We start from the raw sequence: 26,007 nt of genomic DNA, 5'->3' as shown, positions 1-26,007 counted from the left end.
CATGCCAGCATACGGAATGCGAGTGGATGCCGGCCTAGCCGAACAGCCGCATCAGCAGCGCTTTCCCGACCGGGAGCGCCCTGACGCCCTGATAGGCGCGAACATACTCGCCAGCATAGAACGCCCTGATCGCATGCACGCGTGTATCCATGCCTTCCTCGAAACGCACCGCGAATCCATCCGCGGTCCGCCGCACCACGACCGCGGCGATCGGGCGGCCATAGATCCGGCATTCGATCGCGCTGCCGGGGTGCGGCGGATCGGGATCGATCAGGCGGGCGCCGGTGATCGAGATGTCGGCGAGCCGCGCGAGATGCGACTTGCCTTGCTGGCGCAGCAGCACCGTCTCATTGCGATCAAAACGCTCCGCCTTGCGCTTTCGCGGTTGCTCGATGCAGACGAAGCAGACCACTGTGAGGATGAACGCGTTGTAGAGGCTCCAGGTCAGAGCCAGCCCGCCGTAGGCGATGTTCTCGCCGCGCAGGTGCAGGATGAAGGCATAGGCGATGGCTGCGAGCGTGACGAGAAGCGCGGTGCCATAGAGCCGCAGCAGCGGCCATTCGACAAATCTCCTGTCCCGGTCCCCGCCTTTCGCCGTGACCTTGAACTTGTGTCCTTTCGGCCTCAGTAGACCGGTTGCCACCGCCCTCAGCACTGCGGGCGCGGCGATGAGTTGCGACACGTCCGTCATCATGGCCAGCGAGCGGCCGTGCGACAGCCAGGCCATGCTGAGGCTGTGCCAGACATAGAACGGCAGAAAGAACCGGAGCAACTCGGTCAGGTCGGCCCGGACCGCCTTGATGCCGAAGAGCAGGAACAGCCAGGGCACCACGAGGCCCGCCACCTTCGACGTGTAGACCGCGGACCAGCTCATGAAAGCATCGACCAGCGAGAGTCGGTCGATGAAGGAGAGCTTCGACTCCCTCGACAGCGGTCCGCTGCGGCCGCGCACGATTTGCATCAAGCCGAGGCACCAGCGGGCGCGCTGGGTGATGTATTCCTTCAACCCTTCCGGCGCGAGCCCGATCGTCAGCCGCTCGTTGAGATAGATCGTGTTGAGGCCGCGTTCCTTCAGGCGAAGGGTGACGAGATAGTCTTCCGTGACGGAATCGGTCGGAAATCCGCCGATCCGCACCAGTCCGTCGTAGCGAATGAGTGAGGAGGTGCCGCAGCAGAATGCGACGCCCCAGGCGTCCTTCGCCGGCAGCAGGATGTCGAAGAAGAAGCGTTGCTCGTCCGGCCAAACGTCGGTTGCAGCAAGGTTGCTCTGGATCGGGTCGGGATTGATGAAGTGCTGCGGCGTCTGCACCACCCCGACCGAAGCATCGTCCATGAGCGAGATGGTCCGCGCCAGGAAGTCGGGCCGCGGCACGAAGTCCGCATCGAGGATGGCCACGAATTGCGGCGGCTTCGGCATCGCACCGACATGTCGGAGCGCGTGATTGATATTGCCGGCCTTGGCGTGATGGTTGTCGGGCCGCGTGAGATAATGGCAGCCGAGTTCACCCGCGAGTCGCCGCAGCCAGGGCCGTCGGCCGTCGTCGAGCACCCAGACGCGGTAGTTGCCGTACGTCATGCCGGTCGCGCCGATGATCGTGCGCTCGAGGATCGATCGTTCCTCGTTGTAGGTGCAGATGAAGACGTCGATCAGCGGCGCGCCGGGATTGAAGGCGCGGCTATCGATCCTGGCTGATCTGGAACGATCGATTGTTCGGCTCAGGAACAGCAGAGACAACGTGACCGCGACGAGCGAGGCCGCTTCCAGCAGCATGAAGGGATAGCCGATCACGGCATCCGCGGTCAGATGCGGCGGCGGGAGAGTTGCTGTGACGCGCCAATGGAGATAGCGGAGCAGGAAAACGACTGACACGATGGCCAGGAACGAGCGTGCCATCGTGCTGTCGCGCCTGAGCAGCGGTACGATCGCCATGAAGGCGCCGAGCGCAATCAGGCCGGGCGTCAGCGCCGTCGTCACGGCGCGGTCTCTTGCCTTGCAAACACCACGCGGCCGGTGCGTCCCACCGTGCAGGCGTGGGCAGCGCCATCACCGAGCGCAACGGTCACGCGATAGGGCTCCTTGCTCAGCGCGTCGGGATTGATGGCGAGATTGGCGGGCGCGCCGGCGGCGCCGGTCAGGTTGACCACGGTGCCGGAAATCGCTGCGCCGCCGTCGTTCGGCTCGAAGGTAGCGTGGTCGCCGAGCTGCAAACGGTTGTAGACGCTCTCGGTGACGTTCGCGGTGATGACGGCGCCGCTGCAATCGAGCACCTTGAGCAGCGGTTGGCCGGCTTGCACGTCCTCGCCCGGCGAGGTCATCATCTCCCAGACGCGCCCTGTGACGGGTGTCGTGATGTTGGCTTCGGACAGATCGGCGAAGCGAATCTCTTCGGTGATGATCTCGCTGGCGAGCCAGGCGATCTCGGTGTCGGTGCGTGCGAGGTCAGCGTCGAGGTCGCCGGCACGCTGGCGCATCTCTTCCTCGCGCTGCACCGAGCTCGGCCGGTCGTTGTAGCTGTCGCCGAGGAAGGAGCCGTTCCGTGCCGCGGCAAGCTCGACCTTGGCCGCGTCCAGCCGCTTTCGCGCACCGAGCTCGGTCTGCTGCGATACGGAAAGCTCGCGCGTCAGCCGTGCCAGCTCGACGGTCGAGACGTTGCCGGATTTCGCCAGCGAGGATGCGCGCTCGACTGCGGCACTGGCTTCCTCCCGCCGCGCTGCCGCGGCCTCGATCGAGGTCTGGATCTCGGCGATCCGGGCCTCGAGCTGGAGCACGCGCCCGTCGCGGAATTGCGTCGCCTGCCGCGCCAGGTCCTTTTGCGCTGCCTGGGCCGAGGCAAGCTTGGCGGCAAGGCTCGGCCGCTCGTTCTCCAGGCGCGATTTCTGCCGCCGGAGATCGTCGAGCCGGGTGCGATCGCCGCGCGGGTTGACCACGCGCAGGACCACGGTCCCGGCGTCGAGCCTGGCCTGATCGGTCAAGCGCTGCGCGGCTGCCACACGGCCTCCGATCGGGGTGCGCAGGGTGACGAGGCGGGAATTCAACACGGCCTCGACGCTTGAATACTCCCAGACCGCGCGCAGCGGCAGCCAGCCGAAAATGGCGATGAGGGCAAGTCCGATCGCGATCTTCGCGCCGCGCCTCAGACGTGGCCAGCGCCGCTGCGATTCCGGCTGTGTCTGCGCATCGGGCGCGGGGCCGGGCTCGTCATTGGCGAACATCTGCTCGTACAACGCCTCCTGCAAACCCTTCGCGTCAGTCCTCGCGTCAGTCCTCGCGTCGATCTTGGCGTCAGTCTTGGCGTCGTGAGGGGAGGGAGCAGATGCGGGATCGACGGAGGCGGCGCTCGAGCGGTCCATCATGACGGTCACCTTGCTGACGGGGTGCCAACGGAACCGGTCAATGCGCCGCGACCGCGCGGCGTGCCCGGTTACCACGAATTAAGCCGCGATTGCGCTTTCCAGGTTGCTAAACTTATGCGGGTGTTTTTGCGCAAATCCCGCTCAAGCTTTAGCGGCACGGGAAAGGCTGACGCCGCAATGGATGTGCGGCCGGGCGACGCACGAACCTTGCGGTGGCAGGCAGCATTCATACCTCCGGGGTGCCGGCCAGAGGTTCGCCCGCGGCCGCCTTGGGAGACGGCCATGAACTATTTTCGTACCGCTATGCTGCTCGCAGGCCTCACCGCCCTGTTCATGGGCGTGGGCTATCTGATCGGGGGTGCCTCCGGCGCCATGATCGCGCTGGTCATCGCCGCGGCAACGAATCTCTTCACCTACTGGAACTCCGACCGCATGGTGCTCTCGATGTACGGTGCCCATGAGGTCGATCGTTCGACCGCCCCGGAGCTGGTCGGGTTGGTCGCGGAACTTGCGGGCCGGGCAGGCTTGCCGATGCCGCGCGTGTTCCTGATGGATGAGGTGCAGCCCAACGCGTTCGCGACCGGCCGCAACCCGCAAAACGCCGCCGTCGCCGTCACCACAGGCCTGATGCGCCAGCTCAGCCGCGAGGAGCTCGCCGGCGTGATCGCGCACGAGCTCGCCCATATCAAGAATCACGACACGCTGCTGATGACGATCACTGCGACCATTGCGGGCGCGATCTCCATGCTGGCGCAGTTCGGCATGTTCTTCGGCGGCAACCGCGAGAACAACAATGGTCTCGGCATCGTCGGCTCGATCCTGATGATGATCCTCGCCCCGCTCGGCGCCATGCTGGTGCAGATGGCGATCAGCCGCACCCGCGAATATGCCGCGGACAATCTCGGTGCGCGCATCGCGGGGCAGCCGATGTGGCTGGCTTCCGCCCTGGTGAAGATCGAGGGCGCCGCGCATCAGGTGCCGAACTATGAGGCCGAGCGAAACCCCGCGACCGCGCACATGTTCATCATCAATCCGCTGTCGGGCCATGGCGTGGACAATCTGTTCGCCACCCATCCCTCGACGCAGAACCGCATCGCGGCGCTTCAGCAGCTCGCGGCCGAGCTCGGCACGCGGCCGGCGCCGTCGGTTGGCGCCAACGAGAACTATCCCCCGCGCAGCCCATGGGGGCGCTCGTCCTCGCGTGGTCCTTCACGCGGCCCCTGGGGCTGATACGGAACCTGCGGCAATTTGCGGTCGGCTTTGTGACCTGGCGCACACAGGATCGTCGGAGCCGGTGTTAAGACCCCGGCGAGACACTTCCTTCGAAAGGGGATGCGTGACCGGCTCGCTGCCGGCCACCGTCGAAGATGACCAGAGCTGCCGTACCATTGCTGATCGTCCTGTGCGTGCTCGTCGGCCTGTCCACGCACATGGTCGTCAATTGCGGCGACGAGGACGATCCCGATATCTGCTCGGCCGTGATCGGCTTCTCGCCGCTGCGCGGCTCGCTGATCGCCTTTGCCTATGAGGGGCGCGGACGGATCGCGCTGCGCCATGGCGACTTCAGGCGGGCAGTCGCCGATTTCGACGAGGCCATTCACCTCAATCCCAATCGCGCCTCGCTCTATCGCGACCGCGCGCTCGCGCGCCGTCAGAACGGCGATCTTGAACTCGCCATCGCCGACTATGACGAGGCGATCGCGCATGATCCCAAGCGCGCTGCGCCCTATCACCAGCGCGGTCTCGCGCTCGCCGCCACGGGCGATCTCGACCGCGCGATTCTGAGCTACAACACGGCGGTCCGCCTCGACCCCTCGGATGCGCAGGCCCGCCTCGACCGTGGCCTTGCGTTCCTCGCCCGCGGCCAGGCCGACGATGCGCGCGCCGATTTCGAGGCGGCGCTGGCGCTGCCCGCCGGCAAGGACGGCCGCACCCGAGAAGCCGCGCGCGCCAGGCTCGCCGAACTCGCCAGCGCCGAGCCGACGCAGGTGTCAGTGCCGAGGCGGTGAGGGGGCTCTATCCACCGAATCCTGGAATCGTAGGGTGGGCAAAGGCGCCCTTGCGCCGTGCCCACGATCTCTACAATACGGCAACAGACGCGTGGGCACGCTTCGCTTTGCCCACCCTACGGCGCCGATTGTGCGGAGGGATACTCCTCATCCGCCTACTTCGCCTTCTTGGCTTTGGCCTTCTTCGCCTTCGCGGCCTTCTTCGCCGGCTTCTCTTCGTTCGCCTTCTTCTCGACCTTCGCCGCCACGGGGGTGCTGGCGGCAAGCCGCATTGACCGCGCGTAGCTGTCGGCGACGTTGTCGGCGGACATCTGCAGGCGCTTGGCGGCGGCGGTGGCCTGCTCCATGGTGGCCTTGGCCATCATCTTGAAGCGGTCGCCGGTCTCCTTGCCCTTGGCCTTGGCCGCCAGGCCGTTGAAGCGATCCCGCCGCTCCTTGGCGCGGGTCATCAGGCCCGTATGCAGCTGTCTGGCCAGTTGCCGGATCACGACATCCAGGTCGGCGTCCGCCATGTTGTTCTATCCTCTTCGAAAAATGGGTCTCGATGCGGGCGGGACTATGCAGATCGGGCCCCGCCTTGGCAATTCCCGCCTGGGCGTCATCCGCAGCTTCCGGCCTGCGAAACAAAAAAGCCGCGCATTTCGCGCGGCTCTTTGGCTGATCTGGCTGAGGCAGCTCTACGTTCGCTTCACTTCAGCGAGGCGACCGGGCCGTTTGCCGCCGCCGGCTCCGGGTCGAAGCCAAACACGCCGACCAGGTACTTGTAATAGTCCGGCATCTTCTCCTTGAGCGTCTCGCGCGACTTCGGATCGTGGAATTCGCTCTTTCCGGCCAGGAAGATGCTGGCGGTCACGGCGAAGAATTCCATGGGATTCTTCAACGCATAGGATTCCTTGGGGAGCAAGTCCTTGGACTTGGCAAGGGCGAAGTAGGCGATCACGCCCTTGTTGGCGTAGCCGTCCGGCAACAGCCGCGCGTGATAGGCGTGCAGGAGCTCGTGCAGCAGCACCGCCTCCTTTTCGTAGCGCATCATGTCCGGCCGCAGCATGATCACGCCGAGGCCCGAATCGACCGCGAGGTCGACGGCGTTCGGATTGGTCCAGCGCTGCTTGTCGTGGTCCCAGACCGTCAGCGTCCGCGGCACGCGGCGTTCGACGTTGGGGGCGACGCGGCCGTAGCAGGCGGTGGCGGCACCTTCGTCGAGGCAGGCGAGCTCGCTGGCGATGATCGGCACGGTGCGGAAGAAGCGCAGCACGCGCGGCGACAGGCCGGCCGCCTCGACCGCGTCGATCTGGCTCTTCAGATTGTCGGTGAGCTTGTCTACATCCTTGCGGTCGGAGTTCTCCGACAGGTCGAACATGTAGCCGCGATAGCTCTGGAAGCCCGGCGGCAGCGACTGCGCTGCATCGGCATCGAGCGATCCGGCTTGGGATGGATTGGCGAAGAGCGCGCCGACAATGGTTGCGGTCAGCAGCAACGCAATGCGCATGATGAACCCCCTGATGTCACTTCGCCCGGCAGAATAGGCCACCGTTGTTTGCGAAAAGTGAGTGGGGCAAGACTAAGGCACCGATGTTGAGGCGTGCTTAATCGGTGGTTGCAGATCGCTGCGGCAGATTAGTGCGGGGTTAACCAAGGAGGGTATCCGGGCCCGGCGCTTCGGCGTAACATCCGGTTCGGGCACAAAGCCCACATCAATAGCCGGGAGGAGGAAGTTATGTATGCCGCCATCCGTCAGGCCAAGGCAAAGAGCGGGAGCGCGGAAGAGCTGGCGCGCCGCATCAAGGACGGCGCCGTTCCGATCATCAGCGACGTCGACGGTTTCCGCGCCTATTACGTCGTCTATGCCGGCGACGACACGGTGACCGCGATCTCGATCTTCGACAAGTTCGAGCAGGCGGAGGAGGCGAACCGGCGCGCGATCGCCTGGATCGAGAAGGATCTCGGGCCGTTGCTTGCGGGCCATGCGAGCGCGGCTGCGGGGCCGGTGATCGTGCATACGCTGGCGTAGGGCCTTGTTTGCGATAGTGGCGAGCAGCGGCCGCATATTCGGTCGTCATGCCCGGGCTTGTCCCGGGCATCCACGTCTTTCCTCGCACGCTGAAGCGCGTGGATGGCCGGGTCAAGCCCGGCCATGACGGAGGAGAGAGTGCCCCTCACAACTCCCGCGCATTCGAGAACGCGAAGCTCGACACCCGCCGCGTCGTCTCGTCCAGGATGAGCGTGCGTGTGATCGGCGGCTCGGCGCGCTGGGCGCAGTTTTCGCGCTCGCACAGGCGGCAGTTGACGCCGATCGGCGTGCCTTCGGTTTTCTCCAGGTCGACGCCGGCGGCGTAGGTCAGGCGCGCGGCGTGACGGATCTCGCAGCCGAGCCCGATGGCGAAGCGCGGCTGCGGCAGCGGGTGCGGCGCAACGGGGCGGCGCACCATCTGCGCGATCGAGAAATAGCGCGTGCCGTCGGACAGCTCGATCACCTGCTTGAGCAGGCGATCGGGCGTATCGAAGGTCGAGTGCACGTTCCACAGCGGACAGGTGCCGCCGAATTTCGAGAACGGGAAGGTGCCGGAGGAAAAACGCTTGGAGACGTTGCCGGCATTGTCGACGCGGAGCAGGAAGAACGGGATGCCGCGCGCGTTCGGCCGCTGCAAAGTGGTGAGCCGGTGGCAGACCTGCTCGAAGCCGGAATTGAAGCGCTGCGCCAGCACGTGGATGTCGTAGTTGAGCGCCTCGGCAGCAGCGAGGAATGCCGGATAGGGCATCATGACAGCGGCGGCGAAGTAGTTGCCGAGCGTGATGCGGAACAGCCGGCGCGGGGCGTCCTCGAGCGGGCCGGCGCGGCCGATGATGGTCTCCAACTGCTGCGCGCATTCGCCGAGGCCCAGCTGGAAGGCCAGCTGGAAGGCGCGGCCGGGCGGGTCGACCAGCTCCGAGATCAGGAGCTGGCGGCGGTGGCGGTCGAAGCGCCGGAGCGTCTCGCGCATCACGTCGACAGGCATGATGCGGGTCTGGACCGAATGCTTTTCGCGCAAACGCGCGGCCAGCGCCGCATAGAGCCCTTCGGCCGGCACGTTCAGCTCGTCGCGCAAGGCTTCGGCGGCCTGCTCGAGCTCCGGAAAATAGTTGCGGTTGGCCTCGATCAGCTCGCGCACGCGCTCGACCGGATTGGTCTCGTAACGCGTGCCGACGTCGCGGTCGGCCATCTGGGCCGCGGCCAGCGTCTCGCCCTGGCGCGCCTCGGTATAGGCCGCGTAGAGCCGCTGCAGCGCATGGGTGACGCCGGGGCAGAGTTCGGCGAGGTCGCGCAGCTCCTGCTTGGGAACGTCGATCTGGCGGAATAGCGGATCGGAGAAGATCTCGTTCAGCTCGGCGAAGAATCGGTCCTCGTCGGCGGTCGCAAGGTCGCGCAAATCGAGGTCGTAGGTCTCGGCCAGCCGCAGCAGGATCTGGGCGGTCACCGGGCGCTGGTTCCGCTCGATCAGGTTGACGTAGCTCGGCGAGATCCCGAGGCCTTCGGCGATCTGGGTCTGGGACAGCCCCAATTGCTGCCGAATCCTTCGGAAGCGCGGGCCGACGAAGAGTTTCTTGCCGGATTCGGCGGCCATATCTCAGATCTCCGTGCACATGAAGGACAGCTTGACTGACCTATATTTTTTACAAACTTTACAAAATAACATCTGTTACATGTTCTGATGTTACATGACATCACCAATAAAAAACAAGCCATCTATACGAAGTTTCTGTTTTCGCGTTTAGCTCCTGACACGCATCTCGCAATGCATTGTCAAGAATGTCGATGGCCAGCCATCGGTCATCGTCAGCGAAAGGATAGGCACATGAATTACCAGCCCCGCGGCATCAACGCGCTTCAGCGCCCGGCCTCGTATCAAGACGAGATCAAGGCGGCCCAGGCGCTCCTCGAGACCCAGCCGACCTGGAACGGGGTGTCGGCCGAGGCCGTCGCACGCATGCGCCTGCAAAACCGCTTCAGGACCGGCCTCGACGTCGCCCGCTACACCGCGGCGCTGATGCGGGCCGACATGGCCGCCTATGACAACGACCCCACCAAGTACACCCAGTCGCTGGGCTGCTGGCACGGCTTCATCGCCCAGCAGAAGCTGATCTCGGTCAAGAAGCATTTCGGCGGCAAGACCGATCGCACCTATCTGTACCTCTCGGGGTGGATGATCGCGGCGCTGCGCTCCGAGTTCGGCCCGCTGCCCGACCAGTCCATGCACGAGAAGACCTCGGTGCCGGCGCTGATCGAAGAGCTCTACACCTTCCTGCGCCAAGCGGACTCGCGTGAGCTCAACGACATCTTCCGCCTCCTCGACAAGGCGCGCAAGGAAGGCGACAAGACCCGCGAGAAGGAGCTGATCGCGAAGATCGACGGCTTCCAGACCCACGTCGTACCCGTCATCGCCGACATCGACGCCGGCTTCGGTAACGCCGAGGCGACCTATCTGCTCGCCAAGAAGATGATCGAAGCGGGCGCCTGCGCGCTGCAGATCGAGAACCAGGTCTCGGACGAGAAGCAGTGCGGTCACCAGGACGGCAAGGTCACCGTGCCGCACGAAGTGTTCATCGCGAAGATCCGCGCCTGCCGCCATGCCTTCCTCGAGCTCGGCGTCGAAGACGGTGTCATCGTGACCCGCACCGACTCGCTCGGCGCCGGCCTGACGCAGCAGATCGCCGTCAGCCACAAGCCCGGTGACATCGGCGACCAGTACAACAGCTTCCTCGATTGCGAGGAAATCACCGCGGAGAACGCCCGCAATGGCGACGTCATCATCAACCGCAACGGCAAGATGATGCGTCCGAAGCGGCTGCCCTCCAATCTGTATCAGTTCCGCCCGGGTACCGGCGAAGACCGCTGCGTGCTAGACAGCATCACCTCGCTGCAGAACGGCGCGGACCTGCTCTGGATCGAGACCGAGAAGCCGCATATCGAGCAGATCGCCAAGATGGTCGATCGCATCCGCAAGGTCATTCCGAACGCGAAGCTGGCCTACAACAACTCGCCGTCCTTCAACTGGACGCTGAACTTCCGTTGGCAGGTCTACGACGCGATGAAGGAAGCCGGCAAGGACGTCAGCAAGTACAACCGTGCCGAGCTGATGAAGCCGGAATACGACGATACGCCGCTGGCGAAGGAAGCCGACGAGCGCATCCGTACCTTCCAGGCGGATTCGGCCAAGCGCGCCGGCATCTTCCATCACCTGATCACGTTGCCGACCTATCACACGGCGGCGCTCTCGACCGACAATCTGGCGAAGGAATATTTCGGCGACCAGGGCATGCTCGGCTACGTCAAGAACGTCCAGCGCCAGGAGATCCGTCAGGGCATCGCCTGCGCCAAGCATCAGAACATGGCCGGCTCCGACATCGGCGACGACCACAAGGAATACTTCGCCGGCGAGGCTGCCCTGAAGGCGGGCGGCGTCCACAACACGATGAACCAGTTCGGCTAACGCAGCACGCTATTGGACAGGAGACTGACAATGACCAAAGGCAGCAATTTCTGGGTGATCGGCGGCGAGTTCGGTTCGATGAACTTCCACAAGCTCGTGGAAGGCTCGGCCCAGGTGCAGGGTCCGTTCAAGACCCGCAAGGAGGCCGAGGACGCCTGGCGCACGGTCTCGGAAGAGAACCGCCACAAGGCCGGCGTCCGCTTCTCCATCGTGGAAGAGCCGTCGCGCGTCTCGGCCTAAGGGCTTGGCTGCCGACCTGAATTAAGAAGACGTCCAAGGACGGATGGTCCCATCCAGGCTCTGCCTGGGTGGGATCGTCTGTTTTTGGCACAGGTCAATCGCCTGTGGGCGCCGTAAGTATCTGGAATTATGGACCCTTTGCGGGCCTCAAGGTTGCTGATAGGTTAATGGAGAAAAGTCGAGGACGAGGCCGACCATGTCAGAGCCCGAGACCAGCGGGACCCATCCCGGCCAGCCGCGCCCGGTGCGGCTGCGCGATGCGCTGCTGCGCGCGCGGATCGAGGCCGCCGACCGAACTGGCGTCGTCGTCGATCTCCGGGACGCCGAGGTGGCGCGGCTCGAGATCCTCAACGACGCGCTCGATCCCCTGTTCGCGCAGGTGCCTGACAGGATCGATCTGTTCGATCGCGGCATCAGCCAGGGCGATACGCCCAGACTCTGGATCGACGTCGTCGCCCACATCGTGATGGGGCGCGACAAGCGGATGTACCGCTTCGTTCAGGACACACGCTTTGGCCGCATCGTGCTCGCCGAATCGCACGACACCACTGTGATCGTCGAGGCCGTCACCGACTATGTCGCGCGCCGCATGGTCGAGCGCGAGCATGCGATGGTGGTCCCGCCCGAACCGAAGCCCGCGGTCGCGCCTCCGCCGCGCCGCTCGCGCCTGTGGCCGTTCGTCTTCGGCTTCGTGCTCGGCGCCGCCGCCTTGTTCGGCCTCGCCGTGCTGGCGGCCTTGCGGAGCTGGTGAGGTATTCTCCGCCGTCATTCCGGGGCGCGCCAAAGGCGCGAGCCCGGAATCCATTCATCCACCAATTCTGCGGCCCGATGGATTCCGGGCTCGCGCATCGCGCGTCCCGGAATGACATCGAACTAGATCAGCCTCACATGCTTGATCTGCCCCATCTGAAATCCCGCCCCGAGGCTCCGTACCGTTTGCTCGCAGCGCCAGCCGGCATTGTCCTTCTCGATTCTGAAAAGATTATAGGCCGCCGCCGGGTAGCGCCCGTGCGCGAGCGCGGAGGCCGAGGGCACGCCGAGCGCGGGAATGTTGCCGTTGGGACCCTCGAACCACATCGTCGAATGAATGTGGTCGTGCCCGTGCAGGATCAGTTCGACGCCGTGGCGCTTGAGCAGCGCCAGCAGCGCGGCCGAATCTGTCATCCGCTTCTGCCGTGCATCGGACTTCAGGGGATGGTGCACCAGGAGCACGCGGAAGACGTCCTCGGCCGCGAGCCGTTCGAGCATTGCTGCAAGAGAGTCGAGTTGATCGCGCCCGAGCGTGCCCGTCGCCATCAGCGGCAGGGTCGGCACCGCCGTGGACAGGCTGATCAGCGCGAGCGGCCCGCGCCGGCGCACGGATGGAAAGCCGATGCCGCCGTCGTCGCCGGCGAGATAGGGCGCAAACGTCTCGCCGAAACGATGCGAGGTGGCGCGGACATAGGCGTCGTGATTGCCGGGAATCGCGGTGACGCGGTCGGGCGGGCCGACGCCCTCGAGCCAGGCGCGGGCAGGGGCGAACTCGGCTTCCAGCGCGAGGTTGACGAGATCGCCCGTCACCGCGATGTGGTCGGGCGCCTGCGCCTTCATGTCGGCGACCAGCGCATCGAGCACCTCGCGACGCTGGTACTTGTGGCGGTTGCGCGTCCAGTTGACGTAGCCGAGCACGCGCTTGCCGGCGAGCTCGATCAGCCGCGGTTTCGGCAAGGGCGCTAGATGCGGATCGGACAGATGGGCGAGCGTGAAGGGGGCCAGCGTGTTGGGAGTCATGGCGTGCGATTGCCTCGCTATTGCTCCGTTGTAATGGCAAGGTCGCGGGGACTGTGCAAGCGGGGCCGGGACAGCGGCCTCAAGGAAGCCTGATGGGAGATGGTCTGGACCGTATTCGACGAAAATTCGAGCCGCTGCTGCGGCGAGTCTTCCACGCCTATTTCCTCATCGTTCGCGGTATGACGCTCGGCGTCCGCGCCGTGGTGCTGGATGCCGAGAATCGGGTGTTTCTGGTCAGGCACAGCTACGTCAGCGGCTGGTACCTGCCCGGCGGCGGCGTCGACCACGGCGAGACCATGGAGCAGGCGATGCGGCGCGAGCTCAAGGAGGAGGGCGATATCGACCTCACTGGCGAGGCCGTGCTGCATGGCATCTTCCTCAACAGCCACGTTTCCCGCCGCGACCACGTCGCGGTCTACGTCGTCAGGCAGTTCAGGCAGGACCGCCTGCCCGAGGCCAACCGCGAGATCGTCGAATGCGGGTTCTTCGCTGTCACGGCGCTGCCCGACGGCACCACGCGAGGGACGCGGCTGCGGATCGCCGAAGTGCTGGACGGCCGGCCAATGGTTGCGACGTGGCGCTGAGGACGGCCTGTGCGAGTGCGTCAGAAGTTGGAGTTGAACGAATGCAAGCCGAGGGTTTCAGAACACCTCTCCCGTCGACCTTGAAAAGGAGCTGAGCGCCTTGTTGCCCGATGGACCGCGCTGCGTTCAGGTGCTATCCCGCGAATTGACATGACCGATCTCTCACTGACCATCCTCCCCGAGGCCGCTGGCGATGCCCAATCGATCGAGCGGCTGCACGAACGCACCTTCGGTCCCGGCCGCTTCGTGCTCAGCGCCTACAGGATCCGCGAGCACGTCGACCATCTGCTCGAATTGTCCTTCACCGCGCGCATCGGCACGCTGCTGGTCGGCTCGGTCAGGCAATTGCCGGTCCTGGTCGGCGAGACGTCGGCGCTGCTGCTCGGCCCGCTGACGGTCGAGCCGCCATTCCGCGGCCGCGGTGTCGGCCGTCTGCTGATGGAGCGCGCGCTAAAGGATGCGAAGGCGAAAGGTCACCGCCTCGTGCTGCTGGTCGGCGACGAGCCCTATTACAGCCGCGTCGGCTTCAAGCCGGTCCCGAAGGGCCGCGTCACCATGCCCGGCCCGGTCGACGCCGCCCGCATCCTGATGTTCGAGCTCGTCGACGGCGCCTTCGAAGGCGTGTCGGGCCCGGTCGGCCCGGACTGGAGCAAGGCGCGGAAGTAGTTCGGGTTACCACTCTGTGCACTACGAGACGACAGCGGCTCCGCAATGACGGGGTGAGAAAGCCGGTGTGCCGGGGCCCCCTGGCCCCGACGCACCCAAGATCAGAACTTGAAGTTCGCGAATGCGCGCACGCCGATGCCGGGCATCAGCACCTCGTCCTTGGTATAGGACACCGAGTTGCGGATGTTCTCGTTGAGGAGATTGTTGCCGACGATGCCGGCCATCATCTCGCGCGCGCCGAACCAGTTGCGGTCGAGCTTGGTCTTGTAGCTGACCTCGGCCTTCAACAGATTGTAGCCCGCCGTCGGCGTCTCCGCGATCAATGCGACGTTGTTCTGCGCGAAGGCGTGTAACAGGTTGACGCGCATCAGCCAGTTGTCGTCGCGCCAAAATACGCCGCCGCCCATTCGCATGGGGGGAATGCGCGGCACGTTGGTGCCGTCGCTGAAGGTGGCGCGGACGAAGTCGAGCTGATTCTCGATACCCCAGATGCCACCCTGGAACGCGCCGACGTCGAGCTGCGACTGGAATTCGCCGCCGCGGAAATTGGCATTGCGCTGCGAGTAGACCGCCTGGTTCAGCTCGGCGCCCGGCGTGCCGCAGGAGGCAAAGTCGTCATCGCAGGACACGCCGGTGAGGCGGCGATAGATGAAATTGTCGAAATGCGTGTAGTAAACGGTTGCCTCGAAGCGGAACGGCCCCGTCGCCCTGCGCACGCCGAGCTCGACCGATTTCGCGGTCTCGATGGTGAGGTTGGGATTGCCGATGTCGAAGGTCGCGGTCGCGTCATGGCCGCCGCGCGAGAACAGCTCGGCCGCCTTCGGCGCGCGCTCGACATATTGCGCGGTGATGCTGCCGACCATGCCGCCCGGCAGATCCTGCAGCAGGCCGATGCTGCCGCTCTTGGGCGTGAAGGACGGATTGCGCGCGATCGCCGCCTGCGGCGTGCCGTCGGGCAAATAATCGGCCGGGAAGTCCGGCGTCGTGCCGTGCAGCTCGACATGCTCGATGCGGCCGGCGATCTGCGCCCGCGTCGCCTCCGTGAACTTGACCTCGTTGAAGGCGTAGCCGGCGACGCGCGTGCTGTTGTTAGGGTCCCACAGGCCGTTGAACAGCGTGCCGGGATTGTCCGGGCTCGGCGCGCTCAATTCCTGATGCCCGACCTGGAAGCCCAGCGCCGTCGTCACTTCGGCGAAGCGCGCATTGAACGGCATCAGCTGCACCTCGGTGCGGATTTCCTGCTCCTTGTTGGTGAAGGTCTGCCTGATGCCGTCGCTGTTGAGGTCGGCGGGATCGGCAAGGCCGATCTCGTTGTGGCGGTAGTCGGTCGCGCCGGCCCAGAAGCGGACGGTGTCGATCGCGACGGCGTCGGGATGGTACTCGCCCTTGACGTTGATCTTGGTCTGGTGGCCGTCGATCCGCGTGCGGTGGTCGGCGCCGTCGATGCCGGGGATGTGGTAGAGCGAATCGTTCTGCGTGATCGACGCGCCGATATAGCCGCCCTGGAAGAAGTAGGAGCCGCCGATCGAGGCGCCGTCCGAGCGCGTCGCCGAGTTGGGCTGACGGCCGTTCACGGGGCGCGATTGATCGTTCAGATAGGGATAGCCCGGAATCGAATAGTCCGAGGTCGTGCGGCCATAGGCGTCGGCGTGGAACGCAAAATTGCCGCCGCCGGTGTCGAGCAGTACGCCGCTTTCCACGCCACGGTCGACCGAAGAGAACGCGGTACGGGTCTCGGCGGTGACGCAAGGCGATGTCGCTGCGCTCGCGAGCGGCGCCTTGGTCGGCAGGCCGTAAGCCTGGAATGACGGCGCGCAGTTCGGCACCGCATCCGGAATCCGGTTGTTGGTGGCGCTGACGACGCCGCCGATCAAGGTGGAGCCGTAGCGCAACGCGGCAGGCCCGCGCACCACTTCGATCTGGTTGGTCGCCAGCGGATCGATCGGAACGAAATGATCCTCGCCAAGATCGGACGCACCGCTCGAATTGGTGCCGTTCTCGACGATGCCGACGCGGTTGACGTCGAGACCCCGGATGATCGGCCGGCTGGAGGCGCCGGGCGCGAAGCTCGAGCCGGTGATGCCCGGCTTGGAGAACAGCAGATCGCCGAGCTGGCCGCCGCCCTCGCGGCGGATCTCCTCGTTCGGCACCACCGTGACCGTCGCGAACTGGTTGGTCACAATAGGCAGCACGCCCTGCTGAGGCGCGGCGGGCACGGCGGCTGCCGGCTCTGCTTCCGCCGCTTGTTGGCGGCTGCGCACCCGCGCGGTCCGCGTGCCGCGGCCGGGGTTGCGCGACGGCACCACCGCTCTGCGCACGATAGGGCTCGGCGCCGTCACGGTGACGGCGGGGATCTCGGTCGACGATTTGTCTTGCGCAGGCGTTTGGGCGAAAGCGGGCGTGGCGGCGGCGCCGAGCAGGAGCAGGCTCGCTCCGCCAAGACGCTGCGCGCGTCGCAATTTGAATGACATGGTCCTGATTCCAGTCAGGCGCCGTCCGCATGATTGTGTGCTGATCGGAGGCGGCCTGCCGTCGCGGCGCGACGGAATTCGACTTCAACGTCTCCCGGGCATTTGCCGATGCGCGGCGAGCCCGGGCGTGATCAAGCGATGTTGAAAGTCAGGACGCGGGAGGGGCGCGCGGTTGGAACGCCGTGCCGGCCGATTTCAGATGGAGAAATTCGGCATCAGTGGTGCGGTGGAGCAGCTCGATCGCCTGCGGCAGCAGCAGCACCGGCGGCGTCGCCGATATGACGGTGCCCGCCATCGCGACGACCGCGCAGATCGCGCAATTGTCCTCGCCTTGATGCTCGCGGTCGGGAGCGGCGGGCGATTGCTTCTGGACCGCGGCGCGGTCGACCGCAGCAACGCCGTTGGCGCCGTCGGTCTGCTGGAGCGAGGATTGGGTGAGCGGCGCGGCCTGCGCGAACCAGTGGCTGTGCCCGAACGTCAGCGCGAACTGCACCAGCATCGCGAACAACGCGAGCCGGGCGCAGTGCCTGATATTCGACCGGAACCACTTCATCTGGAAACGCCACCCCCACGTCGCGAGGCGCCAATCCCTGACGTCGCGATGTTATAATGTAACATCGCAGGAACGGTCAGCTTATGTCAACGGCGGTCGGGCGATCTCGCGCGGGTGGCCGCGCGATGTGTCGTTCGGGCAACTAGAGTGGGATGAGCTTTGGTTGAATGGTGCGCACCCAGAACTCGAAACACCTCTCCCCGTCGGGGGGAGGTGAACCGTAGCCGATTGGATCAACGCCCCTCGCGGACCCAGGTCGCCGCAAACGCGCCGAGCAGCAGCAGCAGGCCGATCAGGCCGGCGAAGATCGGCAGCACGCCGACGCCCTTGACGACGCTGGCGTCGCGCATCCGCACCCCCATCCAGCCGTCGCCGGCAAAGACGCTGGCCGAGCGCACCGGCAGGATGCGCGGCAGCTCGACGTCGGCGCCGCTCGCCACGCGCACGGCGTTGCCGCCGGTCGCCTGCGTCAGCGGCCTCAATGTATCGACGGTGGAGGTGACTTCCGAAAACTCCTTCGGATTGGTCGGGCCGACATTGATCAACGCCTTCAGCGTGCCGTCGGTAGCCTGCCACAGGCCGAGCTCGCTCGCGGGAAGGCTGGCGCGCCATTCGCCGGGATCGCCGGGGCTCAGCGTCAGATCCTGCGACGCGCCGGACGGCGAGGTTACGCTCACCGGCTGGACGCTGTCGGCCATGGTCTGACGCACCACGACGAGGTTCTTGCCCTGCACCTGCAGACGCAGCGCCTCCTCGTCGAGGTCCGGCTGCTTCATCAGCCAGTGCGACATCCGCCTGAGCAGGTCCAGGTGCGGGCCGCCGCCCTCATAGCCGCGCGCCCACAGCCAGATGTGGTCGGAAAGCAGAAGCGCGACGCGGCCCTCGCCGAAGCGCGACAGGAACAGAAGCGGCTTGCCGTCGGCCCCCGTCATCACCGGCGGGTTGACGGAATTGCGGGTGTCGACGGTGCGGAAGAAACGGCTCCAGCGCGGCGGCTCGCTGGCGGAGCCCTCCAGGGCGCGCGTGACGGGGTGGCGTTTGCCGATGTCGGACAGATGCGCATAGAACGGTTTTTCCGTCACGCCGACCGGCTCGGCCGGCAGCACCGAATCCAGCGGCGTGCGCCAGATGCTGGTGTTGGAGGCGTAGTCGGGGCCGGCCGAGACCAGCACCGCGCCGCCGCCGCGCACATAGCGCGCGATGTTGTCGAAATAGGCGATCGGCAGCACGCCCTGGCGGGCGTAGCGATCGAAGATGATCAGCTGGAATTCGTTGATCTTCTGCTGGAACAGCTCGCGGGTCGGAAACGCGATCAGCGACAATTCGTTGATCGGCGTGCCGTCCTGCTTCTCCGGCGGACGCAGAATGGTGAAATGCACGAGGTCGACGCTGGCGTCGGACTTGAGCAGATTGCGCCAGGTCCGCTCGCCCGAATGCGGCTCGCCCGAGACCAGCAGCACGCGCAGCTTGTCGCGCACGCCGTCGATGGCGACGACGGCGCGGTTGTTCACCGGCGTCAGCTCTCTCTCGAGCGGCGAGGCCTCGATCTCGACGATGTTCGGGCCGGCATGCTTGATGTCGACGTCGACGCTCGCAGCCTGGCCGCTCGAGAGCGTGCGCTCGTTGATGACCTCGCCGTCCCTGCGGATCGTGACCTTGGCGCGCTCGCCCGTGACGCCCTGGTCGTCGAGGCGGTAGCTGATGGTCTGGGTCTGGCCGACGATGCCAAAGCGCGGAGCGGCCGTGATCGCGATGCGGCGGTCGCGCTCGTCCTTCTGGCCGGTGATCAGCGCATGCACCGGCGCCTGGAAGCCAAGCGCCGTGGCGCTGGCCGGAATGTCGTGGACGCGGCCGTCGGTGATCAGGAACGCGCCGGCGACCCGGTCGACCGGCACGTCCGACAAGACCGAGGCGAGGGCGCCGAACAGCTTGGTGCCGTCGGTCTCGCCGTCGGCCTGTCCGGCCTCAACGACACGGACTTCGAGCCCCTTGACCTTCTTCAGGCTGTCGACCAGCGCTTCCTGCGCTTGCGCAGCCTCCCGATTGCGGTTGCCGAAATTCTGGCTCGGGCTCTTGTCGACGACGACAGCCGCGACCGAGGTGAGGGGATCACGGTCCTCGCGGGTGAAGGAGGGATTGGCGAGCGCGAGCAGGAACAGCGCCAGCGCGGCCACGCGCACGGCGGCGCCGCGCGCGCGCGCGACCAGCAGCACGATCGCGATGACGACGATCGCGGCGAGCGCGATCCACAGCACGATCGCGGGGACAAGCGGCGTGAATGCGATGCCGTAATTCATCTCAATCCTATTGCCCCAGCCGTTCGATCAGGGCCGGTGCGTGCACCTGGTCGGCCTTGTAGTTGCCGGTCAGCGTGTACATCACGATGTTGGCGCCGGCGCGGTAGGCGAATTCGCGCTGGCGGGTGTCGCCGCCGGTCACCGGCAGCATGGCCTGGCCGTCGGGCCGCACCGCCCAGGCGCCGGCAAGATCGTTCGAGGTGATGATGATCGGCGAGACGCCGTCGCCACCGCGCGCCGGCCGCTGCGCGCTGTCCTCGTCCTCGTCGCGCGGCAGGGTCTCGACCCAGGTCTGGCCGGTGACGAAGCGACCGGGGAAGTCGCGCAGCAGGTAGAAGGTCTTGGTCAGCACGTGCTCGCGCGGCACCGGCTCGAGTTCGGGCACGTCGAGCGACGACAGGATCTCGCGCAGCGTTTGCATGCCCGGGGTCTGCGCGGCGCCGTTGGCGCCCGGCGGCGCTTCGATCGCGTCGCGGGTGTCGAACAGCACGGTGCCGCCCTGCTTCATGTAGGCGTCGATCTTGTTGATGGCGTCCTGCGGCGGCTTGGGCGCGCCCGGCACGATCGGCCAGTAGATCAGCGGGAAGAAGGCGAGTTCGTCGCGCGCGGGGTCGATGCCGACGGGATCGCCGGCCTCGAGCGCAGTGCGCTGCGCCAGGAACAGCGTCAGTCCGGACATGCCGGCCCTGACGATGGAATCGACGTCGGCATTGCCTGTGACGACATAGGCGAGGCGGGTCTGCGACGTCGCCTTCATCGCGAAATCGTCCGCGGCGCTGTCGGCGCGTGACGGCGCGGGCGAGAGCGAGGCGAACAGCAGGCCAAGCACGATCATCGCGGGCGCGGCGCGGCGGCGCAGCAGCGCGGCGATCCCGCCGCCGAGCACCGCGACGATGATGGCGTCGATCAGGAACAGCGCGAGCGCCGTCGACAGCAGCCAGCCGCGCAGGTCCCGCGGCTCGGCATTGGTGTAGGTGGCGTGCCGGGCGCGCAGGCTCGTGGTGTTCAGCGCGGCGATGCGGTCGGCGCTGGCAAGCGTGTTCACGGCAAGCGGTCCTTCGGCCGGGCCATAGAAGCCCGGCGGATGATCCGACGTGGCGCGGTCGCGGTAATCCGCGGGCAGCGGCTTTGCGGTCGCCGGCGGCGGGCCGAAGGCGCCAAAACCGTCGAGAATGTGCAGCGGCGCCACCGTCTCGGTGGTCGCTTCGCTGGCAACGCCTGGGCCTGGCTTTGACGTGTAGCCCGACATGTCGACGACCCGCCGGAGCATTTCGACGAAGGTGCCCGACATCGGCAGATCCGACCAGCGCATGTCGGCGCTGACGTGGAACAGGCTGACGAGGCCCTTGCCGCGATGCTCGCCGGTGACCAGCGGCGTGCCGTCTTCCAGCGAGGCCCAGCTCTTGGTGGCGAGCACGGCATCGGGCTCGGCCAGCACCTGGCGGCTCACGGTGACATCCTTGGGAACGGCGACGCCGGCAAATGGGCCGTCGGCCGCGAAGGTCGCAAGATGCTGCGGCTTCTCCCAGGTCAGGCTGCCGCCGAGCGTGCGGCCGCCCTTGCGCAGCTTGACCGGCACGAGATCGTCCTCGGCCTGCGCCAGCCGGGGGCCGGCGAAGCGCACCAGCACGCCGCCCTGGTCGACCCAGGCATTGAGGCGCTCGCGCAGCTCCGGCGCGATGGTGCCGACATCAGCAAGGATGATCATCGGCAGTTTCTGGTCCAAAAATTGTGTGATGCCCTGCTGCGGCGAGCCCTTGTCGGCGAGCCTGACGTCGGCGAACGGCGCCAGCGCGCGGGTGAGATAGAAGGTCGGCGCCAGCAGCGGCTGCGCGGTCTCGCTGGTCGCACCCGAGACGATGCCGATGGCGCGGCGGCGCCAGCGCTTGTCGAGCAGCTGCACCGCGCCGGCGGAGCGCTCGCCCGAGATCTCGAGCCGCGTGATGTCGTTGCGCAGCTCGACCGGCAGATCGAACGCCGCGTCGGTCTCCTTGTCCTGCGGACCGAACGTATAGCGGGCCTCTCCGATCGGCGAGGCCTTCTGGTCCAGCGCGCGCACGGTGCCCATGGCGATGCCGCTGTCGGTGCGCAGCACCTTCACCGTCATCTTCGCCGCGGCGTTCTCGGCCGCGACCAGCGCCAGCGGCGAGGAGGTGCCGCCTTCGAACACGATCAGGCTGCGATCGCCGATGGTCTTGCCGAGGCCAGCGACGAAGTCCTCGCCGCGGCCGGTGTCGACGCCGTCGGACAGCCAGGCGATCTCGCAGTCGCCGGTGGCTTTCAGGAAGCGGTCGACCGCGGCCAGCGTCTCGACGCGGTCGATCGAATAGGGCTTTGGCGCGAGCTGCCGCAGCGCGACGCGCGCCGCGCCCGCCGGCATCAGGGTGATGTCGCGGTTCGGCTCGGATAGCGGCACCAGCGCGATGGCGCGGCGGTCGTTTTCGGCATTGGCGATCAGCTCGTCGGCGGCCCTGATCCTGACGTCCCAGTGCGACGCGGCGCTCCAGCCGTCGTCGAGCATGATCATCAGCGGCGCCTTGCTGTCGGCTGCGCCTGTTTGCGGATTCCAGATCGGGCCGGCGGCCGCGAAAATGACGAGAGCCGCAGCGAGGAGACGCAACGCGGTCAGCCACCACGGCGTCCGCGAGGGCGTCTCCTCCCGCGGCGCGATGTCGAACAGCAGGCGCGTCGGCGGAAACTCGATGCGGCGCGGCCGCGGCGGCATCACGCGTAAGAGCCACCACAGCACGGGCAGGCTGACGAGGCCGATCAGGAGCAGCGGTTCGGTGAAGGCGAGCGGCAGTCCCATCATGCGGCCGGCCCCACCTTGATCGTCGTGGTGCGGGCGCCCGACTTGCTCACCTGCATGCCGGCATGCAGGAACAGCAGCAGTTCGGCGGCGGAGCGGTCGGTGGCGTGCGTGGTGAACAGCCAGTCCAGCTTATTGGTCTCGGCGCGGATCTGGTCGCGGTGCAGCGCGAGCCGCGCGGTGTAATCCTGCGCCCAGCTCTCGGCGCGGCCGGCGGTGATCACGCCGAAGCCTTCCGGCTCGACGAACTCGACGCGGCCGGAATAGGGGAACGATTCTTCGGCGGGATCGACGATTTGCACCATGGCGCCATGCGCGCCGGAGCCGGAGAGGCCCGTGAGCGTCGTCTTGATCTCCGCGATCGGCGACCAGAAATCCGACAGCACGATGATCTCGGCCAGCGCCGCCGGCACAAAGGACGGTGGCAGGCTGAGGCGGTCGGCATCGTCATGCAGCATCGCCTGCGCCATCTTGTCGATCACGCTGCGGCTCGCGGTCGGCGCCATCAGGCCGGGAATGCCGACGCGCTCGCCGCCGGACACCAGCAGTTCGGCCAGCGCGAAGGCGACGATCAGCGTGCGCTCGAGCTTGGACTCGCGCGCGGTCTTCGAGGCGAACGCCATCGACGGCGAGCGGTCCGGCCAGATCCATACCGTGTGCGAGGCTTCCCATTCGAGCTCGCGGACATAGAGATGGTCGTCGCGCGCCGAGCGGCGCCAGTCGACGTTCTGCGCCGGCTCGCCGGAGACGAAGCGTCGGTATTGCCAGAAATTCTCGCCGGAGCCGGCGCGGCGGCGGCCGTGCAGGCCGTGGATGACGTTGGCGGCTATACGGCGGGCCTCGAGCACCAGGCGCGGCAAGGAAGCTGCGAGCGTGCGGCTTTCGCCATCGGCACGTCGGATCGCGATGATCTCCTTCGCTGTGTGCCCGTTCTCCGCTACCATCAACCGATCCGTGTCTTCAATTGCCGGATCACGTCCGGAATCGTGCGGCCCTCGGCGCGCGCCTGGAACGTCAGCGCCATGCGGTGCTTCAGCACGGGCTCGGCGAGGTCGAGCACGTCGTCGACCGACGGCGCCAGGCGTCCGTCGATCAGCGCGCGCGCGCGCACGGCCAGCATCAAGGATTGGCTGGCGCGCGGGCCGGGGCCCCAGGCGATGAACTTGCCGGCTTCGCCGGCGTCCGGACCGGGACGGGCCGAGCGCACCAGCGACAGGATCGCCTCGACGACGGAATCGCCGACCGGCAGGCGCCGGATCAGCCGCTGCGCCGTGATCAGCGCGTCCGCGGTCATCGAACCCCTCGCCAGCGTCTCCTCGGCGCCGGTGGTCTCGAACAGGATGCGGCGTTCGGCGTCGCGATCGGGATAGTCGACGTCGATCTCCATCAGGAAACGGTCGAGCTGCGCTTCGGGCAGCGGATAGGTGCCTTCCTGCTCCAGCGGGTTTTGCGTCGCGAGCACGTGGAAAGGCTTCGGCAGATCGTGGCGCGCGCCGGCCACGGTGATGTGCTGCTCCTGCATCGCCTGCAGCAGCGCCGATTGCGTGCGCGGGCTGGCGCGGTTGATCTCGTCCGCCATCAAGAGCTGCGCGAACACCGGACCTGCGATGAAGCGGAAGGCGCGCCTCCCCGCGGTGCTCTCATCCAGCACCTCGGCGCCGAGAATGTCCGACGGCATCAGATCGGGCGTGAACTGGATGCGCTTGGCATCGAGACCGAGCGTCACGCCGAGCGTCTCGACCAGCTTGGTTTTGGCAAGGCCGGGCACGCCGATCAGCAGCGCATGGCCGCCGGAGAGGATGGTGACCAGCGTGTTCTCGATCACGCGATCCTGGCCGAAGATGACGGACGCGATCGCATCCTTCGCCGCGCGAATCTGGCTCGACACCTGCTCGGCCGAACGAACGATCCCGTCCTCGAGTTTCTCGACACTCTCCGCCATCCGTTTAGCTCCTTCAGCCTGCCACGCGGCTTGCTTGCGCCGTCACGTCACCACGTCACGGATCATCACGTCAGATCATCACGTCAACTCATGGGCCTATGCTAGACTTGCAGGAAGGCCATGTATTCGTTGAATTAACCTATCCCCACCTTATCGGCTTCGGGTTATGTACGGCATCACGAAGTGGCGACCTCCCCCACCGGACTAATCCGGGGTGGAACCGTGCACCCGATTACAACGTAGACGTACAAGTCAGACTTGCACCAATCGTGCCAAAGGACAAAGTCAGGGCAAACCATGGCGAACCAAGGGCAGAGCGCCGATCGCGGTCTTGAGGGGCTGACTGCCGCCGCCAAAAGTGCTGCCAATGCCGAAGGCGCCAAGAGGGGGCTGCCTCCGGTGCATCTGTGGAATCCGCCGTTTTGCGGCGATCTCGACATCCGAATCGCCTCCGATGGTACTTGGTTCTACTTGGGGACGCCAATCGGGCGCCCCGCTCTGGTGCGGCTGTTCTCGACCATCCTCAAGCGCGAGGGCGACAAGCATTTCCTGGTCACGCCGGTGGAGAAGGTCGGCATCCGGGTCGACGACGCGCCCTTCATGGCGGTCGAGATGCAGAAGGACGGCGAGGGCAACCATCGCGTGCTGCGCTTCCGCACCAATGTCGACGACTGGGTCACCTGCGATGCCACGCACCGGCTGCGTTTCGAGCAGGCCAGGGACGGCGGGCTGACGCCGTATCTGCACGTTCGCGCCGAGCTCTGGGCCAAGGTCACAAGGGCGCTCTATTACGATCTGGTTGACATGGGCGAGGAGCGGATGGTCGATGGCCAGCCGATGTTCGGCGTCGAATCGGCTGGCGAATTCTTCGCCATGGCCGATGCGGAGCAGGTGAGGGCCGCGCTTTGAACAAGCCTATCTTGAAGAGCGATCCTGTCGCCGCCGGCGCGGCGGATTTCTTCGCCCGCTCCAGGGCGAAGCTCGGCTTCGACGTTCCGCTCGGCCTCTACGATCCGAACATCATTCCCGCCTCGGGCGATCCCGGCACCGACAAGATGCTCGAGATCGTCGCGCGCGAGCAGCCGGTGCGCCCCGCGGCGGTCCTGATCGCGGTGGTCGATCATCCCGAGCCGACCATCTTGCTGACGCAGCGCTCGGCGCATCTCAACGACCATGCCGGCCAGATCGCTTTCCCCGGCGGCAAGATCGACGCCACCGACGCCTCGCCGCTGGATGCGGCGCTGCGCGAGGCCGAGGAGGAGGTCGGGCTGTCCAGAGACTTCGTCGAGCCGATCGGTTATCTCGATCTCTACGGCACCGCCTTCGGCTTCCGCATCCTGCCGACGGTCGCCAGGGTCAGGCCCGGCTTCGAGCTCACCATCAACCATTCCGAGGTTGATGATGCGTTCGAGGTGCCGCTATCCTTCCTGATGAACCCGGTGAACCACCAGGTGCACAGCAAGGAATTCCGCGGCATGGAGCGGTTCTACTACGCGATGCCGTTCGCGGAACGCTACATCTGGGGTGCGACGGCCGGCATGCTGCGTGTGCTGTATGAGCGGATCTATTCATCATGATCCGGCCGGTTCTGACCGAGATCGGAATCTTCCTCATTCCCTTTGCCGTCTACGCGTTGTTCCTGGCCGCGACGCGGTCCGGCCTGTTCGCGCGTTCCTCCTGGCCGGTCGCGGTCGTCGCGCGTCTTGCGCTGGCGGCGATCGTGCTGGTCATTGCGGGCCTGATCGGACTTGCGCACTTCTCCGGCGCCGCTCCGGATTCGACTTACGTTCCCGCCCATATCGAGAACGGCCGGCTGGTGCCGGGCGTGGAAAAATAGGGGCCGC

Annotated in this window: 23 protein-coding genes; 11 read left to right on the top strand and 12 right to left on the bottom strand. The window is 66.3% G+C overall.

The window, feature by feature from the left end:
- Positions 1–34: 34 nt before the first annotated feature.
- Both XH81_RS28965 and XH81_RS28960 read right to left on the bottom strand, forming a co-directional pair.
- Positions 35–1,975, bottom strand: a complete 1,941-nt coding sequence (locus XH81_RS28965) for a glycosyltransferase (RefSeq protein ID WP_028141733.1) — start codon at positions 1,973–1,975, stop codon at positions 35–37.
- Positions 1,972–3,354, bottom strand: coding sequence for an HlyD family secretion protein (locus XH81_RS28960; RefSeq protein ID WP_097668767.1), 1,383 nt, complete (start codon positions 3,352–3,354; stop codon positions 1,972–1,974). The genes XH81_RS28965 and XH81_RS28960 overlap by 4 nt, the downstream gene beginning before the upstream one ends.
- 282 nt (positions 3,355–3,636) lie before the next feature.
- On the opposite strand from XH81_RS28960, the gene htpX reads away from it, so the two are divergent.
- Positions 3,637–4,584 (top strand): zinc metalloprotease HtpX, encoded by a 948-nt coding sequence (gene htpX, locus XH81_RS28955; protein WP_028141731.1) that lies wholly within the window; start codon positions 3,637–3,639, stop codon positions 4,582–4,584.
- A 137-nt stretch (positions 4,585–4,721) separates the two neighbouring features.
- Positions 4,722–5,363: a tetratricopeptide repeat protein gene (locus tag XH81_RS28950; protein WP_028141730.1), complete on the top strand. Its 642-nt coding sequence runs from the start codon at positions 4,722–4,724 to the stop codon at positions 5,361–5,363.
- 155 nt (positions 5,364–5,518) lie between these two features.
- Here XH81_RS28950 and XH81_RS28945 read toward each other — a convergent pair whose 3' ends face one another.
- Positions 5,519–5,875: a hypothetical protein gene (locus XH81_RS28945; protein ID WP_028141729.1), complete on the bottom strand. Its 357-nt coding sequence runs from the start codon at positions 5,873–5,875 to the stop codon at positions 5,519–5,521.
- A gap of 176 nt (positions 5,876–6,051) precedes the next feature.
- Entirely contained in the window at positions 6,052–6,852 is an 801-nt protein-coding gene (locus XH81_RS28940) for a hypothetical protein (protein WP_026202904.1), read from the bottom strand.
- Between the two features lie 228 nt (positions 6,853–7,080).
- Between XH81_RS28940 and XH81_RS28935 the strand changes: the two genes are divergently transcribed.
- Positions 7,081–7,374: an antibiotic biosynthesis monooxygenase gene (locus tag XH81_RS28935; protein WP_014497428.1), complete on the top strand. Its 294-nt coding sequence runs from the start codon at positions 7,081–7,083 to the stop codon at positions 7,372–7,374.
- A 145-nt stretch (positions 7,375–7,519) separates the two neighbouring features.
- Here the strand turns inward: XH81_RS28935 and XH81_RS28930 are convergent, their stop codons facing one another.
- Positions 7,520–8,965 carry a helix-turn-helix domain-containing protein gene (locus tag XH81_RS28930; protein ID WP_028141728.1) on the bottom strand — a complete coding sequence of 482 codons (1,446 nt, stop codon included), beginning with the start codon at positions 8,963–8,965 and terminating at the stop codon, positions 7,520–7,522.
- Between the two features lie 231 nt (positions 8,966–9,196).
- Here XH81_RS28930 and XH81_RS28925 point away from each other — a divergent pair, with 231 nt between their 5' ends.
- The 3 genes from XH81_RS28925 to XH81_RS28915 all read left to right on the top strand — a co-directional run bounded on the left by XH81_RS28925 (position 9,197) and on the right by XH81_RS28915 (position 11,822).
- A complete protein-coding gene (locus tag XH81_RS28925; protein WP_028141727.1) occupies positions 9,197–10,831 on the top strand; it encodes an isocitrate lyase in 1,635 nt (544 codons plus the stop codon).
- Positions 10,832–10,861: 30 nt separating this feature from the next.
- Positions 10,862–11,071, top strand: a complete 210-nt coding sequence (locus XH81_RS28920; protein ID WP_018323282.1) for a DUF4170 domain-containing protein — start codon at positions 10,862–10,864, stop codon at positions 11,069–11,071.
- Between the two features lie 196 nt (positions 11,072–11,267).
- The gene (locus tag XH81_RS28915; RefSeq protein WP_028141726.1) at positions 11,268–11,822 is read left to right on the top strand and encodes a hypothetical protein; all 555 of its coding nucleotides are present in this window, start codon (positions 11,268–11,270) and stop codon (positions 11,820–11,822) included.
- Between the two features lie 122 nt (positions 11,823–11,944).
- On the opposite strand, the gene XH81_RS28910 is transcribed toward XH81_RS28915, so the two are convergent.
- The gene (locus XH81_RS28910; RefSeq protein ID WP_028141725.1) at positions 11,945–12,826 is read right to left on the bottom strand and encodes a metallophosphoesterase family protein; all 882 of its coding nucleotides are present in this window, start codon (positions 12,824–12,826) and stop codon (positions 11,945–11,947) included.
- A 107-nt stretch (positions 12,827–12,933) separates the two neighbouring features.
- On the opposite strand from XH81_RS28910, the gene XH81_RS28905 reads away from it, so the two are divergent.
- Positions 12,934–13,425: an NUDIX domain-containing protein gene (locus XH81_RS28905; RefSeq protein ID WP_028141724.1), complete on the top strand. Its 492-nt coding sequence runs from the start codon at positions 12,934–12,936 to the stop codon at positions 13,423–13,425.
- A 150-nt stretch (positions 13,426–13,575) separates the two neighbouring features.
- Positions 13,576–14,091: a GNAT family N-acetyltransferase gene (locus XH81_RS28900; RefSeq protein ID WP_028141723.1), complete on the top strand. Its 516-nt coding sequence runs from the start codon at positions 13,576–13,578 to the stop codon at positions 14,089–14,091.
- Between the two features lie 101 nt (positions 14,092–14,192).
- On the opposite strand, the gene XH81_RS28895 is transcribed toward XH81_RS28900, so the two are convergent.
- The 6 genes from XH81_RS28895 to XH81_RS28870 all read right to left on the bottom strand — a co-directional run bounded on the left by XH81_RS28895 (position 14,193) and on the right by XH81_RS28870 (position 24,163).
- Positions 14,193–16,562, bottom strand: a complete 2,370-nt coding sequence (locus XH81_RS28895; protein WP_028141722.1) for a TonB-dependent receptor — start codon at positions 16,560–16,562, stop codon at positions 14,193–14,195.
- Between the two features lie 148 nt (positions 16,563–16,710).
- Positions 16,711–17,115 carry a DUF2946 family protein gene (locus tag XH81_RS28890; RefSeq protein ID WP_028141721.1) on the bottom strand — a complete coding sequence of 135 codons (405 nt, stop codon included), beginning with the start codon at positions 17,113–17,115 and terminating at the stop codon, positions 16,711–16,713.
- Between the two features lie 233 nt (positions 17,116–17,348).
- Positions 17,349–19,412, bottom strand: a complete 2,064-nt coding sequence (locus tag XH81_RS28885; RefSeq protein WP_028141720.1) for a membrane protein — start codon at positions 19,410–19,412, stop codon at positions 17,349–17,351.
- 7 nt (positions 19,413–19,419) lie between these two features.
- Positions 19,420–22,224 carry a DUF4159 domain-containing protein gene (locus XH81_RS28880; protein ID WP_028141719.1) on the bottom strand — a complete coding sequence of 935 codons (2,805 nt, stop codon included), beginning with the start codon at positions 22,222–22,224 and terminating at the stop codon, positions 19,420–19,422.
- The gene (locus XH81_RS28875; protein ID WP_028141718.1) at positions 22,221–23,165 is read right to left on the bottom strand and encodes a DUF58 domain-containing protein; all 945 of its coding nucleotides are present in this window, start codon (positions 23,163–23,165) and stop codon (positions 22,221–22,223) included. Before XH81_RS28875 ends, XH81_RS28880 begins: the two co-directional genes overlap by 4 nt.
- Positions 23,165–24,163, bottom strand: coding sequence for an AAA family ATPase (locus XH81_RS28870; protein WP_018323293.1), 999 nt, complete (start codon positions 24,161–24,163; stop codon positions 23,165–23,167). The genes XH81_RS28875 and XH81_RS28870 overlap by 1 nt, the downstream gene beginning before the upstream one ends.
- Positions 24,164–24,460: 297 nt before the next feature.
- Between XH81_RS28870 and XH81_RS28865 the strand changes: the two genes are divergently transcribed.
- The 3 genes from XH81_RS28865 to XH81_RS28855 are packed head-to-tail and all read left to right on the top strand — an operon-like array spanning position 24,461 to position 26,000.
- On the top strand, positions 24,461–25,072 hold the full coding sequence (locus tag XH81_RS28865; RefSeq protein WP_028141717.1) for a DUF1285 domain-containing protein: 612 nt from the start codon (positions 24,461–24,463) through the stop codon (positions 25,070–25,072).
- Positions 25,069–25,740: a CoA pyrophosphatase gene (locus XH81_RS28860; RefSeq protein WP_028141716.1), complete on the top strand. Its 672-nt coding sequence runs from the start codon at positions 25,069–25,071 to the stop codon at positions 25,738–25,740. Before XH81_RS28865 ends, XH81_RS28860 begins: the two co-directional genes overlap by 4 nt.
- Positions 25,737–26,000: a DUF6111 family protein gene (locus XH81_RS28855; RefSeq protein ID WP_028141715.1), complete on the top strand. Its 264-nt coding sequence runs from the start codon at positions 25,737–25,739 to the stop codon at positions 25,998–26,000. The genes XH81_RS28860 and XH81_RS28855 overlap by 4 nt, the downstream gene beginning before the upstream one ends.
- Positions 26,001–26,007: the final 7 nt, after the last annotated feature.

The organism is Bradyrhizobium sp. CCBAU 25360 (assembly GCF_028128695.1).
Lineage (GTDB): Bacteria > Pseudomonadota > Alphaproteobacteria > Rhizobiales > Xanthobacteraceae > Bradyrhizobium > Bradyrhizobium ottawaense.
The sequence above is the reverse complement of the archived record's forward strand: the minus strand, read 5'-3'. Positions and strand labels throughout refer to the sequence as shown.

Coding starts and splice junctions, on each gene's coding strand:
- XH81_RS28960 (WP_097668767.1), bottom strand. CDS start 3,354: ATGATGGACCGCTCGAGCGCCGCCTCCGTCGATCCCGCATCTGCTCCC.
- htpX (WP_028141731.1), top strand. CDS start 3,637: ATGAACTATTTTCGTACCGCTATGCTGCTCGCAGGCCTCACCGCCCTG.
- XH81_RS28950 (WP_028141730.1), top strand. CDS start 4,722: ATGACCAGAGCTGCCGTACCATTGCTGATCGTCCTGTGCGTGCTCGTC.
- XH81_RS28945 (WP_028141729.1), bottom strand. CDS start 5,875: ATGGCGGACGCCGACCTGGATGTCGTGATCCGGCAACTGGCCAGACAG.
- XH81_RS28940 (WP_026202904.1), bottom strand. CDS start 6,852: ATGCGCATTGCGTTGCTGCTGACCGCAACCATTGTCGGCGCGCTCTTC.
- XH81_RS28935 (WP_014497428.1), top strand. CDS start 7,081: ATGTATGCCGCCATCCGTCAGGCCAAGGCAAAGAGCGGGAGCGCGGAA.
- XH81_RS28930 (WP_028141728.1), bottom strand. CDS start 8,965: ATGGCCGCCGAATCCGGCAAGAAACTCTTCGTCGGCCCGCGCTTCCGA.
- XH81_RS28925 (WP_028141727.1), top strand. CDS start 9,197: ATGAATTACCAGCCCCGCGGCATCAACGCGCTTCAGCGCCCGGCCTCG.
- XH81_RS28920 (WP_018323282.1), top strand. CDS start 10,862: ATGACCAAAGGCAGCAATTTCTGGGTGATCGGCGGCGAGTTCGGTTCG.
- XH81_RS28915 (WP_028141726.1), top strand. CDS start 11,268: ATGTCAGAGCCCGAGACCAGCGGGACCCATCCCGGCCAGCCGCGCCCG.
- XH81_RS28905 (WP_028141724.1), top strand. CDS start 12,934: ATGGGAGATGGTCTGGACCGTATTCGACGAAAATTCGAGCCGCTGCTG.
- XH81_RS28900 (WP_028141723.1), top strand. CDS start 13,576: ATGACCGATCTCTCACTGACCATCCTCCCCGAGGCCGCTGGCGATGCC.
- XH81_RS28895 (WP_028141722.1), bottom strand. CDS start 16,562: ATGTCATTCAAATTGCGACGCGCGCAGCGTCTTGGCGGAGCGAGCCTG.
- XH81_RS28890 (WP_028141721.1), bottom strand. CDS start 17,115: ATGAAGTGGTTCCGGTCGAATATCAGGCACTGCGCCCGGCTCGCGTTG.
- XH81_RS28885 (WP_028141720.1), bottom strand. CDS start 19,412: ATGAATTACGGCATCGCATTCACGCCGCTTGTCCCCGCGATCGTGCTG.
- XH81_RS28880 (WP_028141719.1), bottom strand. CDS start 22,224: ATGATGGGACTGCCGCTCGCCTTCACCGAACCGCTGCTCCTGATCGGC.
- XH81_RS28875 (WP_028141718.1), bottom strand. CDS start 23,165: ATGGTAGCGGAGAACGGGCACACAGCGAAGGAGATCATCGCGATCCGA.
- XH81_RS28870 (WP_018323293.1), bottom strand. CDS start 24,163: ATGGCGGAGAGTGTCGAGAAACTCGAGGACGGGATCGTTCGTTCGGCC.
- XH81_RS28865 (WP_028141717.1), top strand. CDS start 24,461: ATGGCGAACCAAGGGCAGAGCGCCGATCGCGGTCTTGAGGGGCTGACT.
- XH81_RS28855 (WP_028141715.1), top strand. CDS start 25,737: ATGATCCGGCCGGTTCTGACCGAGATCGGAATCTTCCTCATTCCCTTT.